This is a genomic window from Streptomyces sp. R-74717, from assembly GCF_047305335.1.
Classification (GTDB): domain Bacteria; phylum Actinomycetota; class Actinomycetes; order Streptomycetales; family Streptomycetaceae; genus Streptomyces; species Streptomyces atratus.
Window position 1 is genome coordinate 8,773,560 of the sequence record NZ_CP102361.1, and the last position, 18,323, is coordinate 8,791,882.

General features: G+C 67.9%; 14 protein-coding genes and 2 pseudogenes. 2 read left to right on the plus strand and 14 right to left on the minus strand.

Annotated features, from left to right (window positions below; genetic code table 11):
- Positions 1-249: 249 nt before the first annotated feature.
- Entirely contained in the window at positions 250-639 is a 390-nt protein-coding gene (locus NRF20_RS39600; RefSeq protein ID WP_398631678.1) for an aminotransferase class V-fold PLP-dependent enzyme, read from the minus strand.
- Entirely contained in the window at positions 636-869 is a 234-nt protein-coding gene (locus tag NRF20_RS39605; protein ID WP_398631679.1) for a hypothetical protein, read from the minus strand. The genes NRF20_RS39600 and NRF20_RS39605 overlap by 4 nt, the downstream gene beginning before the upstream one ends.
- A 121-nt stretch (positions 870-990) precedes the next feature.
- Here NRF20_RS39605 and NRF20_RS39610 point away from each other — a divergent pair, with 121 nt between their 5' ends.
- Positions 991-2,034 (plus strand): LacI family DNA-binding transcriptional regulator, encoded by a 1,044-nt coding sequence (locus tag NRF20_RS39610; protein ID WP_398631680.1) that lies wholly within the window; start codon positions 991-993, stop codon positions 2,032-2,034.
- 284 nt (positions 2,035-2,318) lie between these two features.
- Here NRF20_RS39610 and NRF20_RS39615 read toward each other — a convergent pair whose 3' ends face one another.
- The 12 genes and pseudogenes from NRF20_RS39615 to NRF20_RS39670 form a co-directional block, all read right to left on the minus strand.
- A complete protein-coding gene (locus NRF20_RS39615) occupies positions 2,319-3,761 on the minus strand; it encodes a dihydrolipoyl dehydrogenase family protein (protein ID WP_413754127.1) in 1,443 nt (480 codons plus the stop codon).
- A 648-nt stretch (positions 3,762-4,409) separates the two neighbouring features.
- Positions 4,410-4,868, minus strand: a complete 459-nt coding sequence (locus NRF20_RS39620) for a CBS domain-containing protein (RefSeq protein WP_398631682.1) — start codon at positions 4,866-4,868, stop codon at positions 4,410-4,412.
- Between the two features lie 204 nt (positions 4,869-5,072).
- Positions 5,073-5,423, minus strand: a complete 351-nt coding sequence (locus tag NRF20_RS39625; RefSeq protein WP_398631683.1) for a hypothetical protein — start codon at positions 5,421-5,423, stop codon at positions 5,073-5,075.
- Between the two features lie 167 nt (positions 5,424-5,590).
- Positions 5,591-6,667: a 2,3-diaminopropionate biosynthesis protein SbnA gene (gene sbnA / locus NRF20_RS39630; RefSeq protein WP_398631684.1), complete on the minus strand. Its 1,077-nt coding sequence runs from the start codon at positions 6,665-6,667 to the stop codon at positions 5,591-5,593.
- A 210-nt stretch (positions 6,668-6,877) separates the two neighbouring features.
- Positions 6,878-7,948 carry a 2,3-diaminopropionate biosynthesis protein SbnB gene (gene sbnB / locus NRF20_RS39635; RefSeq protein ID WP_398631685.1) on the minus strand — a complete coding sequence of 357 codons (1,071 nt, stop codon included), beginning with the start codon at positions 7,946-7,948 and terminating at the stop codon, positions 6,878-6,880.
- Positions 7,945-8,949 carry a TauD/TfdA family dioxygenase gene (locus tag NRF20_RS39640; protein ID WP_413754128.1) on the minus strand — a complete coding sequence of 335 codons (1,005 nt, stop codon included), beginning with the start codon at positions 8,947-8,949 and terminating at the stop codon, positions 7,945-7,947. Before NRF20_RS39640 ends, sbnB begins: the two co-directional genes overlap by 4 nt.
- Positions 8,950-8,972: 23 nt before the next feature.
- Entirely contained in the window at positions 8,973-12,227 is a 3,255-nt protein-coding gene (locus tag NRF20_RS39645; RefSeq protein ID WP_413754129.1) for a non-ribosomal peptide synthetase, read from the minus strand.
- A gap of 62 nt (positions 12,228-12,289) precedes the next feature.
- The gene (locus NRF20_RS39650) at positions 12,290-14,821 is read right to left on the minus strand and encodes a Pls/PosA family non-ribosomal peptide synthetase (protein WP_413754130.1); all 2,532 of its coding nucleotides are present in this window, start codon (positions 14,819-14,821) and stop codon (positions 12,290-12,292) included.
- A gap of 563 nt (positions 14,822-15,384) precedes the next feature.
- Entirely contained in the window at positions 15,385-15,603 is a 219-nt protein-coding gene (locus NRF20_RS39655; RefSeq protein WP_413754131.1) for a hypothetical protein, read from the minus strand.
- A gap of 45 nt (positions 15,604-15,648) precedes the next feature.
- On the minus strand, positions 15,649-16,125 hold the full coding sequence (locus tag NRF20_RS39660) for a (2Fe-2S)-binding protein (RefSeq protein WP_413754132.1): 477 nt from the start codon (positions 16,123-16,125) through the stop codon (positions 15,649-15,651).
- 18 nt (positions 16,126-16,143) lie between these two features.
- Positions 16,144-16,422 (minus strand): annotated as a pseudogene (locus tag NRF20_RS39665) (xanthine dehydrogenase family protein molybdopterin-binding subunit); the annotation flags it as partial.
- Positions 16,423-16,523: 101 nt separating this feature from the next.
- Positions 16,524-17,117: pseudogene (locus NRF20_RS39670) on the minus strand (hypothetical protein); the annotation flags it as partial.
- Between NRF20_RS39670 and NRF20_RS39675 the strand changes: the two are divergent.
- Positions 17,013-18,203, plus strand: a complete 1,191-nt coding sequence (locus NRF20_RS39675; RefSeq protein ID WP_413754133.1) for an RNA-guided endonuclease InsQ/TnpB family protein — start codon at positions 17,013-17,015, stop codon at positions 18,201-18,203. The pseudogene NRF20_RS39670 and the gene NRF20_RS39675 overlap by 105 nt on opposite strands.
- Positions 18,204-18,323 lie beyond the last annotated feature (120 nt).

Genomic DNA, 18,323 nt, shown 5'->3' on the forward strand with positions numbered 1-18,323 from the left:
GCCGTTCTCGGAGGCCTCGTCGCGACCGGCGGACCGGCCCGGGCCCACCGGGCCCCCAGGTCATGGGCGCAGCCGAACGCTTGCCCTGCCCCCCCGGCAGGATGGGCACTGGCCCGCCGCGTCGACGACCCCGTGGGCCGATGCGCCCGTGCCCTGGCCGCCGCGGCGCCCGGACGACGGTCCTTTCGGGCCCGCCGGCAAGGGGTTCGGTGAGCATGCCGGGGGCGTGGGCGTCGTCGACCACGGTGATCACTCCCCGCTCGGCGAGGTCGGCGAGGAGCCCGGGGGTTGAGATGAGCCGGGCGGTGGGTGAGCTGATCTGGTCGAGCAGGGCGACTCGAGTACGGGGGGATACCGGCGAGCACCGCCGCGGTCGGTGACGAGAATCTCGTCGTCGGGCGCCAGGCGCAGGGCGTCGAGGACGAGATTGGCACCCTCGGTGGCGTTGGTGACGAAGACAGTCCCCTCGGGTTCCGCGCGCATATGGGCCGCGATACGGGCCCGGGCCTCGGCGAGCCGGTCCGGGACACCGAGGAAGAAGGCGTCGGGGTCGGTGACGGCCTCCGCCGTCAGCCGCCGGTGGGCGCGGGCGACGGGGCCCGGAACGGCGCCGAAGCCGGGTGCCGCGGGCCCGGTCAACGGACCTCGACGGTGACGGTCAGGCCCGGGGCCACCCGGGTGCGGACGCTGGTGCAGGTCACTCCGTCGATCACCTCGGTACGGGCGGGGGGAAGAACTCCGTCGACGCTGACGGTGGTGTGGGCGCCGGGGAAGCGCGCCTCCCAGGTGTAGGGCGCGGCGCCCGAGGTGTGGGTGAGGGTGGTCGAGCGGCGGTCCGTGTCGTGCCGCAGGGAGCCCGGTACGGGCACGGGTCCACGGGCCGGACGGCCGTATGATGGCTGATCCTCTGACGCTCCTGCCGGAGGGGCCCCACCCGCTGGCCGTCCCACGCGGCGGTCTGGTGTCGCTCACACTCACGGAAGGACCGCGATGAAGGTCGGCATCACCGACGTCGCAGCCCATGCACAGGTCAGCGAGGCCACCGTCAGCCGGGTGATCAACCGGCGTCAGGGCGTGTCACGCAAGACGAGGGAGGCGGTCGAGCGGGCCATGGCCGAACTCGGTTACGAGCGTCCCACCCAGGGGCAACTGGTGGCCGTGGTGACCGAGTTCGTCTCCAATCCGTTCTTCGCCGACGTCGCCGAGCGGATCGAGTCGTTGCTCGCGCCGCACGGTCTAAAGACGGTGCTGTGCCCCGTCTTCCCGGGCGGTGTGCAGGAGCTGGATTTCCTCTCCGCCCTGGTGGACAAGGGTGTCGCGGCGGTCGTCTTCCTGTCGGCGTCCAACACGGTGGAGGGTGCCGACACCGACAGCTACGAGCTGTTGCGTCAGCGCCGCGTCCCGTACGTGGGCATCAACGGTGAGTTCGCCGACGGGGTGCCGGCGCCGGTTTTCTCCACCGACGACGCGCTCGCGGCCGAACTGGCCGTGGACCACCTCCACCGCCTCGGTCACCGGCGCATCGGCATGGCATCCGGCCCGTCGGGCAACCGGCCCGCCGATCGCCGGGTGAGGGGCTTCGTCGACGCCATGACCCGCCGGGGCGCGGACGACGCGGAGCGGTGGGTCGTGCGGCAGTCCTACACCGTGGAGGGCGGACAGGCGGCCGCCGCGTCCCTGGTCGCGCTCGGGGCCACCGCGATCGTCGCGGCCAGCGACTACATGGCCCTGGGCGCTGTCCGTGGCATCCGGCGGCAGGGTCTGTCGGTGCCGGACGACGTCTCGGTGGTGGGTTACGACGGCTCTTCGGTCACCGAGTTCACCGACCCGGCCCTGACCACGGTCCGCCAGCCCGCGGACCGGCTGGCCCTGGAGGTGGGCCGCAGCGTACTGGCCCTGGTCAGCAACCGCGAGGTGCCCACCGGCGAGCTCCTCTTCGACCCGGAACTGGTCATCCGCGCATCCACGGGTCCGGCGCCTCGCCAGGCGGCGTCTTCGAAGGTCGCGCCCACATCAGCAGAGACGCAAGGGTGACAGCCGCTCGACAGGGCACTGCGGTCCAGTTGTAGCGGGTGGCGATGCCGTGCCACTGCTTGAGGCGGTTGAAGCACCGTTCCACGACGCGGGTGACGGAGCCCCTTCACGCGCCCCGGCAGCATGCTGGCGGGCCCGCACGGTGGTGGGGCCGACCGACACCAGCCACTGGATGTCCCCGGCCTCGTCCGCATGCGCCTGGGCGGCCCTGAGCATCCGCTCGAAGGTGCCGTCCAGGGCCCGGCGGCGAACCGGGTGTGGAGCATGGTCCACGGAGACACCGCCTAGTTCCGATGATAGGCGGCGAGGAAGAAGAGCCAGATCTCGCTGACGGTCGGGAAGCAGGCGACCGCGTGCCGCAGGCGTTTGAGCGGGACCTCGCCGGCGACTGCGATGGTCGCGGAGTGCAGCAGTTCGCTGATTCCGTAGCCGACGAAGGTCACCCCGAGCAGGACCTCCCGGTCGAGGTCGACCACCATCCGGGCGTGGCCCCGGTAGCCGTCGGCATAGAGGTTGGCGCCCTGGGCGGCGTTGAAGTCGAGGTCGACGACCTTGGTGCGGTGGCCGGCCCGGGCTGCTTCCTCGGCGGAAAGGCCCACCGCGCCCGCCTCGGGGTCGGTGAAGAAGACCTGCGGCACGGCGTGCTGGTCGGCGGTGGTGGCGTGGTCGCCCCAAGGGGCGTCGTCCAGCGGGAGGCCGGCGGCACGGGCGCCGATCGCGTCGCCCGCTGTCCGGGCCTGGTACTTGCCCTGGTGGGTGAGGAGAGCGCGGTGGTTGACGTCGCCAAGGGCGTACAGCCAGTCGCCTTCGACGCCGCGGACCAGACAGGTTGTGTCCACGTCCAGCCAGGAGCCTGGGGTGAGGCCGACCGTGTCCAGGCCGATGTCGTCGGTGTGGGGGGCGCGGCCGGTGGCGAACATGACTTCGTCGGCCTCCAGCTCACTGCCGTCGTCGAGGGTGAGGATGACCGAGCCGGGGCGACGCAGGGCGCTCACCTGCACTCCGATCCGCACGTCCACGCCCGCCTGAGTCAGGCCGCGTGCGATGAACTCGCCCGCGAAGGGTTCCATCCGGGCCAGCAGGGAACGGCGCGCGAGGAGGGTGACCTGGGAGCCGAGGCCCTGCCAGAGGGTGGCCATCTCGACGCCGACCCCGCCGCCACCGACGATGGCGAGCCGGGCGGGGACGGTGCTGGAGTCGGTGCCGTGCCGGTTCGTCCAGGGGCGAGCCTCTTTGATGCCCGGGATGTCGGGCAGCACCGGGCGGCTGCCGGTGGCGATGGCCACGGCGTGCCGGGCGGTGAGCGTCTGGCCCCCGCCATCGTCCCGGGTGACCGTGACACGGCGGGGGCCGTCGATCCGGCCTTGGCCGCGGAAGAGGTCGGCGCCGATGGACCCGACCCACTTGGCCTGTCCGCTGTCGTCCCAGTCGGTGACGTAATGGTTGCGGCGGGCGAAGACCCGGGCGGTGTCGAGCCGGCCGGTTACGGCCTGCCGGGCGCCGTCCACCCGCTGGGTGTCGGCGACGGCGACGACCGGCCGTAGCAGTGCCTTGCTGGGGACGCACGCCCAGTAGGAGCATTCACCGCCGACGAGCTCACACTCCACGACGGCGACGGTGAGGCCGGCGGCACGGGCGTGGTCGGCGACGTTCTGTCCGACCGGCCCTGCACCCAGCACAACCACGTCATACGTTCCATTCATACGGCTTTCTGGTGATTCATTCATTTCTCCATCGCATCACGATCAGCGGCCGATCGCTCAGCCATGGGTTGCGCTGCTTGACGACAGTCCTCCGTCCGCTCCGGCGGACAAGTTCCGGAGTGCCTCGATGTCCGCGCGGTGAGGCAGGGTCGACTCCCACCCATGAGAAGTGCCATGGCCGGGACCCAGGGGTGCGCCATCCGAGCTTGCCGGTGGCCTGGACGGCGACTGTGCAGTTGCCCTCGGCCCTCGAACGTTCAGTTCGTGTGGTGGTATGTGCACACCGTCCCTCTGCTGCCTCTGCTGACAAGCAATCAGGTCGGCGGACATCGCTGGGCGGTCGATGCTGGTCGCGCCGAGCTGTCGGACGGCCCGGCCGTTCTCCACCCCATCAGCAGGGCTTGTGCGCTCGCGCGTTTCGGCTTGCCCGGGTTCCCCAACAGGGGGGAACCCCTTTGTCCATCTCCTCTCGTCGATCACGACCGTACGACCGGATCCCCGGTTGGCGAAGCAACGCGGCTGGTCTCGAACGCCAGGAGCATGGTCCGTGCATGCAACGCGGACCATGCATTCTGCGTATGCGACATCTACCAGCTCATCGGCGCGGCGGCCGAGCGCCGTGCGGATCGGGCACCCGGTCGGCGACTGTCGTCCGGGGTTCGGGGAGACGCCTCAGTGTGCCGACTGACCGGACATTCCAGCGCTCGCGTATACGCGGCTCGCGAACTCGGCAATCTGTTCGTCGCTCAGATTCTTCGCAAGATTGGCCTCCGTGATCATGCCGACCAGACGGTGGCCGCTCTGGACGTCGATCACCGGCAACCGCTTGATCTGATGTTCCTCCATGGTCGTCAGGACATCGGTGGCGTCCGCTTCGGCATCGATCCAGTGCACCTTGGCATTGAGCGATCCGGCCTGCACGGTTGCCGGGTCGACGCCCTCGGCGCAGCACTTGACGACGATGTCACGGTCGGTGATCAAGCCTGTGAGCTTGTTGTTGTCGCCGCAGATGGGCAGGCAACCGACGTCCAGATCGCGCATCATCTTCGCCACGTCGAACAGCGACTGGTGCGCACCGGCGCACTGCACGCCGCCGGACATGATGTCTCGCGCCCGCAGTTTCTCAGCCATGATTTCCTCCCGTTCCCGACAGCGTTTGTGTCCTCCGTCATCGATCACAACACGAATGGCTCAACACCGCTCCCCGGAAGCGTCAGCAAGACAGGGAAACCCGGGCCGGCCGCGATCACACGCGGATCCGGGCGCTCGTACAATCCTTTTGGTGCCATCGGCCCGATGACCCTACGGCGCCGTCAACATGCGGAACGATGACTGCTATGGCTCCAGGTGACTGAATCCCACCTCGAAGCGCTCGACCGAGAGAACCCGTTGGCCTTCCCTCTTTGCGATTTCTTCGCGGAGCCGGGTTGTCCTTTCCTCGCTGGCCCGCATGGTCTGCTCGTCATCCCACAAGGTCAGCGATTTGGCCTTCCCGGAGGCTCGGTCGACGAGGTAGTACACGCCCCGGAAGCCGGGGACCTCCTGGACCTGTTCGAGAGTCTTCTCCCGGTTCGCGGTCAGGTCTCCCTGTGCAGGAACCGGTGATCCCTCATAGGTGCTCAGCCTCGCGAACATGGCTGCCACCCCTTCCTGGTCGGCTGCCGGTCGGGGAACAAGCAGCTTCACGATCAGAGTGCTCCGGCATGGCGCACGTCGCATGCCGAGCAGCCGTTCCGTCCATTCACCGGCCCGGTGGGGGCCGGTCTGCCCGGCTCCGGATGCGGGCCGGGCGGCCGACCGGCAGAGGCGTGCCTGTGTCGCTCACCATAGGAATGCCCGGGAACACCCAGGTCTTACGAACCTGGAACTGATGGTGCTGGTTGCCCTTGCGGTTGCCGGTCTGCAGGGTCCAGCCGCCGGACCCACCGTGGTGGTGGCGCGGGGGAGGCTGCCCAGGAACCGGCAGTCACCTCGTCGGAGCCGAGCACGTCCTCGCCGTAGAGATCCTGCAGCCAGTTGGTCTGGTAAATGGTGTCGAGGTAGCGCTCGCCGAGGTCCGGGCCGATGGCCACTGCGGTGAGTTCGCGCGTGTCATGCCGGGCCAACCAGTCCATGGCTCCGCTGACCACCGTGCCGGTGGAGCCGCCGAACAGGAATCCGCGCCTGGCCAGACGGTGGCAGGTACGGATGGTGTCCGCCTCCTCGATGTGCACCACCTCGTCCACATAGGACTCGTCGAGCAGCGGTGGGCGCATGCTCATCCCCAGGCCGGGAATCATCCGGCGGCCCGGCGGACCGCCGAAGGACACCGAGCCGACGCTGTCCACCGCGATGATCCGCACCGGTCGGTGCCACTCCCGGAAGTAGTGTGCGCAGCCCATCAGGGTCCCGGTGGTGCCGGCCCCGACGAACAGCACGTCCAGCTGCGGGAACTGGCGGGCGATTTCCGGCGCCGTCTTGCGGTAGTGCGCCTTCCAGTTGCTCGGATTGGTGTACTGGCTGAGCCACACGTACCGGTCGTCGGAGGCGCACAGCGCGCGGATGTAATCGATCCGCGCGCCGAGAAAGCCGCCGTTGGCCTCCTGATCGGCGATCACGTGCACCTGGCTGCCCAACGCCTCCATCATCAACCTGGTCGACAGGTTGCCGCGGGAGTCCGTCACACACAGGAACCGGTAGCCCTTGCTCGCCGCGATCATGCTCAGCGCCACGCCGAGGTTCCCGGACGAGGACTCGACCAGGATCGACTCCGGCGTCAGGACTCCATCCCGCTCAGCGGCCTCCACCATCTCGAGCGCGGCCTTCAACTTGATCGAGCCGGCGAAGTTGAAGCCCTCACACTTCAGGAAGAGCGAATGCCCGATTATCGACCGAAGGTCGACATAGAGCTCCTCTTCGTTGAAGGCGTAGGGAACGGATACGACGGGCACGATGGTCTCCTCTGTTGGAGCAGAGCACTTTTGGAACGTCCATCCGACAGTGGGCGGGCTTCTCGCTCTGCGGGCGGAAGCCTGTGCCCGATCGAGCCGGACGGGGGCCCTGCGTCAGCGGCCGCTGTCTCGTGCGTCAGGGCCTGCTGAGACTTGAGTCGTGATCTCCTGGGATCAGCCGTGGGTAAGCCTCCTGGGCTCTGGGCCGGCTCATCCGTACCTGCTCAGTTCGTGGAAGAAGTCATCGACGACGTGCAACTCTCCGCGGCGGACCACTTCGGCGTAGACGTACTTGCCCACCGCGAGATCGAGCACCCCGAGGCCGAAGGGCGAGAACACCACCGGCCGGTCCGCCGGCACCTTTACCCGCCCGGCCATCACGTCGTCCAGCGTGCCGTGCAGGAAGTCCCGGCTGCCCGTGAGCTGCTCGGCCAGATGCGGCGAGGTGTCGGCCTTCAGGCAGTGCTCGATGTCATCGACGACGTTGGTCGAGGCGAGCAGGATCTCCGGCGCGAGGTCGCGCAGCGACACGTGCAGCACCAGCGGATTGTGTGCGAACCATGACAGGTCGCTGACATGCGGCTGACCGGCGACGGTGGCGAAGACCACCAGGTCGCTGTTGCGGATCAACTGCTCGGCGCTGTCGTGCACGGTGATCCGGCCGGCGGCGCCCGACTGCTCCAGGTAGCACCGGAAGCCTGCCGCGCTGTCGGCGGACAGGTCGTGCACGCCGATCTCGTCGAACGACCAGCCGGTGCCGGCCAGGAAGGTGTGGATGTAGCGGGCGATCAAGCCCACGCCGAAGAACCCCACACGCGTCGGTCGCGGCCGGTCGCGGCTGAGCCAGTCGGCCGCCGACGCCGCCGACGCGGCCGTCCTGGTGGCGCTGATGATCGAGCTCTCCAGACAGGCGAACGGGTAGCCGGTGTCGTGGTCGTTGAGGATCAGCACGGCCGAGGCCCTCGGGATGCCGGCCGTCACGTTCTCCGGGAAGCTGGAGATCCACTTCAGTCCGTCCACCCGCACCTCCCCGCCGATCGAGGCGGGCAGTGCGATGATCCGGGAGGACGGGCGGTCGGGGAAACGCAGGAAGTACGACGGCGGGTTCACCGAATCACCGGCGCCGTGCACCCGGTAGGTGGCCTCGACCAACTCCACGATCCGTGTCTCGCACCCGTGCAGCGCGCGCTGGACCTGGGCACCGGAGATCACCGCGAACGGCGGCACGGTGATCGGCGCGGCCATCGCGGACTGTGTTGCGGTGGAACTGATGGTGGTCATCCTGCGATCACCTCGACGGTCGGCGAGCAATCGGCCAGGTGTACCGGGTCGGCCATGGCGACGAGCACTTCGCGCGGTCCCTCGAAGGCCTCCCTGCTGTGAGCGGTGCGGACGTTGTCGACGAGCATCAGGTCTCCGGCCTGCCACGGCTCACGTGCGGTGTTGGCCTCGTAGACGCTGTTGAGCAGCTGCACGACGTCCTCGCTGATCGGGTCGCCGTTGCCGAAGCGGGTGTTGAACGGCAGCCCGTCGGCGCCGTAGACGTCCATCAGGTACTCGCGCACCTCGGGGGCCATCGTCCACTCGTTGAGGAACGCGACCTGGTTGAACCAGCAGCGCCGACCGGTGACCGGGTGCCGTACCACGGCGCTGCGGCGCTGTCTGGTGCGCAGTCCGCCGTCGGGCTGCCATTCGAACGTGATCGCGTTGGCGCGGCAGTAACTCTCGACAGCGCCACGGTCATCGGTGCCGAATGCCTCGGCGACGGACGCCCCGATCTCTTCGTTGTAGCTGCGGGTGAGCAGCCAGCCCTCCCGCTCGAACCGCTCCGTCAACTCGGCGGGCAGTGCGTCGAGCACGGTCGGCGAGTCGGCCACCGCTGTCGCCCCGCCATCGGTGGGCGCACTGAGGCAGGCGAACATCATCAGGCCGGGGAAGTCAAGCGTGTAGCTCAGTTCATGGTGCATGCACATCGGCTGGTTCGCCGGCCACGTCGATGAGGAGTACACGCCGTCGGAGTAGGTCCGTCGGGGCGCGAAGACCTCCTTCTCGGTCATCAGACCGGTGGCCAGCTTCGAGAAGACGGCGCCGGTCTCGGCCGCGTCGCGCAGCCCGAGGCCGCGGACCAGGACCGAACCGTGTTCGTCGACGACAGCGCGTAGCGCGTCCCGGTGCTCGGCGGCCCAGCTCAGCGTGTCGCCGGTGGCCTCGGCCCGCAGTAGCGGAGGTTTGCCGGGTTCCAGTTCCACGTCGACCAGCGACGCCGTGGACATGAACGACATCTCGATTTCCTTTCAGTTGCCACTCAGAAAGCAGCGAACGAGTTGGCGGCGCGCAGCACGGCCTGCGCTGCCTCGGTCGGACGGGTGCGCAGGAAGTGGTGGCCGCCGTCGGCGAGCTCGTGCAGGTCGACCTGCTCGGCCAGGAGCTGCCAGTCGCGGTACCGGCGCGGGTACTCCGCCGTGCTCGGGTCGTCGGCGGCAACGACCACGGTGACCGGCGCGGACAGCTTCAGCGCAGGCGGGCTGTCCAGGGCGTCGGCGAGATAGCGGTGTGCGGACACACAGTCGTGCCGGTAGGCGGCACCGACGCGCTCGGCGTGCTGCGCGTCCAGCTCAACGAGCTCTGTGTAGCCGCCGTCTGCGCTCAGCTCCGCGGCGATCTCGGCGTTGCTCAGCCCGGTCAGCTCAGTGATGGTGGCGCGCCGGTGGGCGGCGTCACCGAGCAACTGCGCGCCGAGGAACACCCGCTGGACGTCCACCCCGCGCTCCTGCAGTTTTCTGGCCGTCTCCACGGCCAACGCGGTGCCCGAGGAATGGCCCCACAGCAGGACCCTGGTCAGGCCGCGCCGGATGATCTCGACGACGACCTGCTCGACCACCTGTGTCATCGGTGTGATCGGCTCGCTCCAGGCGGTCACGTCGTGACCGGGCAGCTCGACGGCGTAGACCGCCGGTCCGCCGCCCGCCAGTGCCCTGGCCATCGGCTGGAAGTTCACCGCGTTGCCGCCGGCGTAGGGGAAGCACACCAGGGCAGCGGTCTGCGCACCGTCCGGTTCCGACAGTGGCTGGAGCAACCCGGAGCGCTGCTCGGACCTGCCGTCGACCAGTCCGGCCAGGTCGGCAAGGATGGGGTGACGGGTGACGTCCTTGAGGGACACCGCACGGTCCAGGGTGATCGCCAGCTTCACTGCCGACAGCGACGTGCCGCCCCGGTCGAAGAAGTGGTCCCGCCGTCCGATCTGGTTCTGCGGGATGCCGAGTACCTTCGCCCATGCGGCCGCCAGCTGCTGTTCGGTCGGCGTATTCGGCGCACGGTAGTCGTCCTGGACGACGTCGAGTTCTTCGGCGAGCGCCCGCAAAGTCTTCCTGTCGATCTTGCTGTTGGCCGTCAGCGGCAGACTTTCCCGCCAGTGGAAGGCTGATGGGACCATGTACTCGGGCAGCGACTCACCGAGCCGGTCCAGCAGGACGTCGGCCTCGAGTGGCTGCCGACCGGAGTAGAACGCCACCAGGTGCTTGCTCTGGTCGGCCCGCTCGGTGACCACTACTGCACCGTCTCGAACACCGGGCACCCGCACCAGGGTGTTCTCGATCTCGCCGATCTCGATCCGGAAGCCACGAATCTTCACCTGGGTGTCCCGGCGTCCGAGGAACTCCAGCTTGCCCTCGGGCTGCCAGCGGCCGTAGTCGCCGCCCCGGTAGAGCCGGGCGCCCTCACGGTGCGGGTCGGCCAGGTAGGCCTGCCGGGTGCGCTCGGGGTCGTTGACGTATCCGCGGCCGACACAGACGCCGGAGAAGACGATCAGACCGGGGGCGCCGAGCGGCACCGGGGTCAGGCGCTCATCGACGACATAGACGTGCACGTTGTTGACCGCGGGGCCCAGCAGGACCCCGTCCCCGTCGGGCACGTGGTCCATGACCTCGTGGTTGGTGTCGTCCGAAGTCTCGGTCAGCCCATAGGCGTTGACCAGCTTGATCCCGGGCTGGGCGGCGAACCAGCGCTGCGTGAGCTCCTTCTTGAGCGCCTCGCCGGTGACCGACACACACCGCAGGTCCGACAGCTCGCGGGGGTGCTGCTGCAGACAGGACACGACGACGTCCAGGTAGGAGGGTACGACCTGGAGGACGGCGACCCGGCCGTCAATGATCTTGTCGACGAACCGCTGGACGTCCAGGATCACCTCCTGCTCCACCAGCAGGGTCCGCCCCCCGACGAGGAGTCCGGACACCAGTTGCCACAGCGAGATGTCGAAGCACTGGGGTGCGGTCTGGGCGACCACCTGTCCCTCGCCGATCTCCAGGTCATCGATCTTGGCGTAGAGGTGGTTGAGCATGCCCGCGTGCTCGCACATCGCGCCCTTGGGCTCACCTGTGGAGCCGGAGGTGAAATAGATGTAGGCGAGCTGGTCCGGTGCGACGCGGAGGCCCAGATCGTCGTCGGCGTGGTCCTCCTCGTAGGCAGCGCCGACGAACAGCTTCTGGACCCCGGACAGCGAGTCGAGGGCCTGGTCGAGCGTGGAGGTGCTGCCGGGTTCGGTCAGCACGAGCCCGCATGCGGCACGGGAGAGCATGGCCGCGAGGCGATCGGCCGGGAAATGCGGCTCGATGGGCAGGTACACGCCGCCGGCCTTGAAGACCGCGAGGACGGCGGCCATCCAGTCCAGGTTGCGCTCCGTCACCACCGCGACCACACCCTCGGTGCGCAGCCCCCGCGCCAGCAGGGCTCGTCCCAACCGGTTGGCACGCGCGTTGAGTTCCCGATAGGTCAGCTGCCGTTCCCCATGGACCGCCGCGATGGCGTCCGGATGTGCCGCCACCCGCTGCTCGAACAGCTCGTGGAACCGGCGGTCCGGCAACTCCCGGCGCGGACCGGCGAGCCCATCGAGCTGGAAGCGGAGTTCCTCGGCGGAGAGCAGGCTCTGCCGCCCGTGCTCGACGTCCGGATCTGCGGCGATCAGCGCGAGCGCGGTCAGGTGGTAACCGGCGATCCTGACGGCGCAGTCCGCGTCGAGCGCGTCGGTCCGGTACCGCAGCCGCAGCACGAGGCGGCCTTCACGTTGCGAAAATCCCACCCACAGCACGGTGTCACCGGCGAGTTCGCCACCCAAGCCGTGCGGATCGAACACGGTCTCGATCGACGGCTCGGCCAGGCCCAGCTCACGCCTGAGCTCATCGACCGGAAAGTCCTTGTGCAACAGCAGATCAGACACGACTCGATGGGTGTCCAGCAACAGCGTCCGCCACGAGTCGGGTTCGGTCGTCAGCCGGCAGGGCAGCAGCGGGCCGCCCTCCGCAGTGACGTAGCCGATCGTGACCTCGTGCTCGCCGGACAGCGCGGCGAGCACCTTGGCGTGCGCGGCCAGCAGCACCGAGCCGAGCGGCACTTCCAGGTCCTCGGTCAACCGGCCCAACGCCGCCACGACGTCGTCCGGGACCGTCGCCTCGTGTTCGCCGATGCCCGTCACCGGATTGAGCGTCCACCGCGGGATCGCGGTGAATCCACCGGCGACGAGCACAGCGCGCCAGAACTCCCGGTCGGCCTGCACTTGCAATTCCATTTGGTCGTCCCTCTCCAATCACCGTCGCCACCGTGCTTTCAGCGCCGAAATGGGTGGCGCTGCTACCCCCGCGTCAACGCTTCGGGCTGATAAGGGACATCTCGCATTTCCGCGGCGGGGTTTCCTCCCCAGCGTGCGTGCTGTGGGACTTCCTCGCCCTTCATGAGAAAGGAGTCGGGGGCGAGCACCGCGCCGCTGCCCATCGTCACGCCGTAATGGACGTGGGACCCCACACCGAGGGTGCAGCCGGCACCGATGGTGCTGCGATCGGACTTGAAGGTGCCGTCCTCCTGCGAGTGGCACTGGATCTTGCTTCCCGCATTGAGCGTGCAGTCGCTTCCGATGGTGGTGAGCGTCCGCTCCGTCAGATAGCAGCCGTCATCGAAGACCCTGCTGCCGATCCGAACACCCAGCATCCGCCAGATCACGTTCTTGAAAGGGGTCCCGTTGAAGACGTCGAGGTACGTGTCAGGCACCTTCCAGAGGCGCTCGTGCCACCAGAAGTACGGGGCGTAGATGGAACACAACTGCGGTTGCAGCGCGCGGAATGCCGCGATGACGCGCTCCACCAGTACGAAGTAGACGGCGGTGAACCCGAGGCTGAACACCAGGAACGCGACGATCAGCAGATGCCCGTAGGAATCGTAGAGATCGACGTTCGCCAGGCCGATCAACGTGAGCACGAAGAAGTGCAGCCACCGCACGAGCAGGAAGAAGACCATCGAGCGAATGTTGTAGCGGTTCTTTGCGGCGAGGTTGCGGCGCAACTCGTCGCCGGTCCGGAGACCGTCGAACCGGGAGTCACGCTCGACCGACCGGGGAATCTCGAAGCACGGCGAGCCGAGCAGGCCCACCCCCTCGCGTACCTCGCCGTCGAGCGGAATCATCACCTTCGTCGCGAGGAGGCAGTTCTCACCCGTCCTGGCCCCTGAGGGAAAAGCGATGTTGTTCCCGATGAAGTTGTGTGGCCCGATCGAGGCCCGGGACACCCGGAAGGACGTGCTCGAGAAGTCGGCATTGACGATGGAGAGCCCGTCGGCGACCATCGTTCCGCTGCCGACAGAGCACAGATACGGGGTCTCGTGTTGCACTTCCGTGCCGAAGTTCGACCCTGTCTGCTCGACCTGGGACAAGTCGTATCCGAGACCGCGCAAATAGTGGACGATGTAGGAGCTGTCACCGAACAGCCAATTGAAGAACTTTACGTTGGTCATCCGCCCGATCGCCCGGTGCGCCGAGTAGTGAAACCCGTACAGCGGATAGACCTTGTCCGGCTCGACGAACAGGTTCAGCAGGCGCGGAACGGTGAACATTACGGCCAGGCCCACGACGACGAAGCCGAAGAACAGAATGAAGGAAAGGATCAGCGCGTCGATGTAGAGATCCGGCGACGTGAACCCCACCGTGCCCCGGCCCAGCCGGTTGTGCAGCGCCGGGACCAGGGTCACCAGCATGTACGCGCCCCCGACAACCAGTGGCACGTAGAGGAAGAACAGCTGAAGCACGGTGACGAGGCCGAAGCCGGCCCGGCGCAGCGTGCCGCACTTGGCCGGCCCGATCGTCACGTAGTCGTGCTCCGTGAGCTGTGCCGGGGATCCGTGCCAGTGCTGGCCGTCCGGGATCACCTGCCCGCTGTACAGCGTTGATGTGTGGCCGAGTTGCGCCCCGTCGCCCATCGACGTGTCGATGTCGAGCACGGTCTTCTCGCCGATGAACACGTCCCGGCCAAGGGTGATCCGGCCGGTCTGGATACGGCCGGCGTGCGCCCGGTAGCAGAGGAGGAACGAGTCTTTGCGGATCACCGTGCCGGCGCCGATCGTGAGCAGGTCGGGGCAGGCCGGAACGCTGTGGGAGAGGATCGTGACTCCCTTGCCGATCCGTGCGCCCAGGGCTCGCAGGTACAGCACGTACAGGGGATTGCCGACGAAGAAGATCATCGGGTTGGCGTGGATCAGCACCTTGACGGTCCAGAAGCGCAGATACGTCAGGCCCCAGACCGGGAACTCGCGCGATTTCCAGCGGCCGACGAGAAGCCATTTGGCCACGATCGGGAAGGTGCACATGCCGATGAAGCCGACGCCGCCGAAAACGAACGATCGCAGGTAGACATCGATCACATCCGAGCCGGCGGAGACCCATGCATAGCCTCGGTCGGCGACAAGTCCGACGAGGAACGAATATCCCAGGAAAAGCAGGAACTGCAGCGTTCCGCAGAGGGCGTACTGCACCGATCCGGCCGGAGTCACCACCTCGCTCGGCGCAGGGACCGACGACTCGACAGGGGCGGGCGCGGCATCCGCGAGCCCCGTCGCCAGGCTTCGGATCGTCGGGTGCCGGTAGATGTCCTTCATCGACGCCGATGGGAGGTCCGCCCGCTTCCTGACCCGTGCGCAGAAATGAGCCATCACCAACGAGTTGGCGCCGAGGTCGTCGAAGAAGTGACTGTCGACCGACACCCGTTCGACACACATGACGTCAGCCAGCACCTCGGCGAGGTCTGTCTCGATGTCGGTCCCCGGGCCGGGGTACCTGCGCGTGTTGATCGCAGATTCATCCGGCCCGGACATCAAGACCTCGACGGATTTCTCCTCCATGCGGGCTCCTTGAGACGAACAATTCGAGTGCCGTCGGCCATTACGGTCGGCTCCCCGTACTCACGCTATTTCGATGGCCGGAGCGAGTGGTCCGGAAGTCACGAGGCCGGGATCCGTTGTCCGATTCCCAAACCGTCGCCTTAGTTTCAACTGTCCACCGTCGGGCTGCCACCCGAACATCCCCCAAAAGAGGGTCACCGGCTCGCAGGGGCGCGTGGAGATGTGCAAGGCGGTCGGGATCGATGCTGAATGCGCCGCCCTCTTCGGACGGGCGCCGTCTCGTGGACGGGCGTGACCGTCCGGGGCAGCGATCGGCCCATACCCGCCGCGTTGTACAGAGACGTTTTCGGCACTGATGGAGAACGCGGTGTCCTCCGGGGTGACGGTGCCCCAGGTCGAGGCCGATCGGGTGGTGCAGGAGGCGAGCAGGTTCGCGTACAGGCGTTGGTGAAGGTGGTGCGGGCATCGCACACGGTGACGTGGAACCCCGGGAATCGGTCGGCCCCGGAGAACGAGGTGGTATAGTCTCGCGCGCGGAAGATCGGCTGCCGGGGTGGTACCGTCTAAGGTTCGAGACCGGGCGGACGGGGCGTTCTCGTGGACACGACCTCCAGGTCCGGCCCGCGGATCGCGCTCTCGGCGCGGCCGCCGCGGACATTGCCGAGCACAGTACCGTCGGCGCGCGCGGCGAGGGTTGCCGCGACCTGGCGTGCCGCGTTGCCGCGTACGGCAGGATCGCCGTCGTTCCGGCGGCGCAGCAGCTCTGCCGCCAGGTCGCGCAAGGGTTGCCTCCTCAGCAGTGGGTGTACAGCGGCTGACGGCCCGGGTCACATGTTCTTCGCGCCCGCCTTGATGGCCTCTGGGATGCGCGTGTACGTGCCGCAGCGGCAGATGTTGCGGATCTCGTCGAGGTCGCGGTCCTCGATCTCGCGGCCATCGGCAGCGGCCTGCCGGACCCTGGCGACGGCGGCCATGATCTGGCCCGGCTGGCAGTAGCCGCACTGTGCGACGTCCAGGTCCAGCCAGGCCTCCTGTATCGGGTGCAGATCCTTGCCGACGGTGGTGGGCAGCCCCTCGATCGTGGTGATCTCGTCGTCCGGCGTGATCTGCGACACGGGAACCGAACACGGGTTGAAGGCATTGCCGTCGATGTGCGACGTGCAGGCCTGGCACACGCCGAGACCGCAGCCGTACTTGGGCCCCGTGACGCCGAGCAGGTCGCGCAGCACCCACAACAGTCGTACGTCGTCCTCGGCCTCGACGGTGATCTGCTCGCCGTTGAGCTTGAAAGTGTGGCTTGCCATGGCTGGAATCAGGGCTCCTCAGTAGGCGCGGTCAAGACCGTCGGTGGGGGACTGGGGTGTGGACGGTTCGAGGGGCAACGGCTCGAAGCTGAGGGTGCCATGGTTGATCGGGAAGCTCGTCGGCATCGTGCCCGTCGCGCGGGCGTACGCGCAGGCGATGGCGGCGAACGCGGGCGCGACCCCCAACTCGCCTGCTCCGGAGGGCTTGTCGCTGGTGCTCGGCATGACGACGACCCGTAGTTCAGGCGGGGTGTTCCACTGCCGTGTGTAGAAGTAGTTGTCCCAACTGCCCTCCAGCGGGATGGATGCCGTTCTTGATGTGCCAACTCGGGCCGGGCGTCCGCGAGAGCGACCCGAACCCTGTTCAGCGGAAGGTCCAGCTCCTCGGCGATCACCATGGCGATCGCGGTGGTCATGCCCTGGCCCACCTCTGCCCGGGGCACCGCGAACGAGGCGGTGCCGTCCGTGTGCACCTGGACCGTGATCAGGCCCGAAGTCGGCGAGGCCGCCAGGTTCTGCAGATCGCCGAGGTCGAAGAGGTCCTCGGGCTGCGGCGGCGACGGCACGGCCGCCTCGGCCTCCTGCCCGTCGAGCGCGTCGGCGCCGAAGAGTACGCCGACAGCAAGGGTCGGGGCGGCAAGGAGATGGGCGAGCACTCTGCGGCGGCCGGGGCCTTCGGGTGCTGATCGCGAGTGCTGGGGCGAGCGGCTCTGTTCTGCCATCCCTGATCTTCGCAGGGAATCCCGGCCTTCAGGCCGGACGGGAATGCGATCCTTGGACCGGAGGTGCGGAGCGCTGGAGTGCTCTGCGTTGTCAGTGGCGCCAGCTATGTTGATCGGACTGACCGAAGGGTGGGTGGCTGGGGGATTCGTGCGTACAAGTTCCTCATGCGGCCCACCGTCCGGCAGGGCCAGGCGCTCGGTGAGATGCTGCGGGATCACTGCTCGCTCTACAACGGCGCATTGCAGGAACGGCGTGATGCCTACCGTCATGTATCGGAGGCGAGCATCAAGTACGGGATGCAGCCGGCGCAGTTGAAGGATATTCGGGCGTTCGACCCGGAGCGTCAGGGGTGTTGGTCGTTCTCCTCGCAGCAGGCGACCTTGCGCCGGTTGGACAAGGCGTTTGCGGCGTTCTTCCGGCGGATCAAGGCTGGGGAGACGCCTGGATACCCGCGTTTTCGTGGGGTGAACTGGTTCGACACGGTGGAGTTCCCGAAGGACGGGGACGGCTGCCGCTGGGATTCCACCCCGCACGACCCTGTCACCCGCGTGCGCTTGCAGGGTGTCGGACATGTCAAGGTCAACCAGCACCGGCCCGTAGTGGGCAAGGTCAAGACGGTCGGCGTCAAGCGCGAGGGCCACAAATGGTTCGTCGTACTGACCGCTGATCAGGAGCGGCCCGAGCCGCTGCCGCCAACGGGCAGCATGGCCGGCATCGACCTGGGCATCGCCAACTTCCTCGCCGACTCCAACGGCGGGTTCGTGGAGAACCCCAGGCACGGACGCCGCGCTGCCGCGAGGCTCGAAGCCGCCCAGCAGGCGCTGTCCCGGTTCCCGCGCCGCAAGGCGAAGGACCGCACCGCCAACCACCGGCGGGCCGTGGAGCAGGTCGCCAAACTGCATGGCAAGGTGCGCCGTCAGCGCCTGGATCACACGCACAAGACCGCGCTCGGCCTGGTCCGTGAGCACGACTTCATCGCGCACGAAGATCTCAAGATCCGCAACATGAGCAGGGCCCCCGCCTCCAAACCGGACCCCGACCAGCCGGGCACCTTCCTGCCCAACGGTGCCGCCGCGAAAGCCGGGCTGAACCGCTCGATCAACGATGCCGGTTGGGGGGTGTTCCTGACGATCCTGCACGCAAAGGCTGAAAGCGCTGGGCGGGAAGTGATCGCCGTGGACCCCCGCAACACCTCCCGTACGTGCCCCGAATGCGGGCACACCGCGAAGGAGAACCGGCCCACACAGGAGAAGTTCCACTGCGTCGCATGCGGCCACAGCGCACACGCCGACACAGTCGGGGCTCTCAACGTCCTACGGGCCGGGCTGGTCCGTCGCGAAGCCCAACCGGCATAGCGAGAAGCCCCGCTCTTCAGGGCGGGGAGGAGTCACATGAGGTCCTTCCAGAAGCCCGAACGGGGAGACAAGTGAGAGCCGTTCCGCGTCCCGGACACCTGCCACGGGGCACAGAAGTGG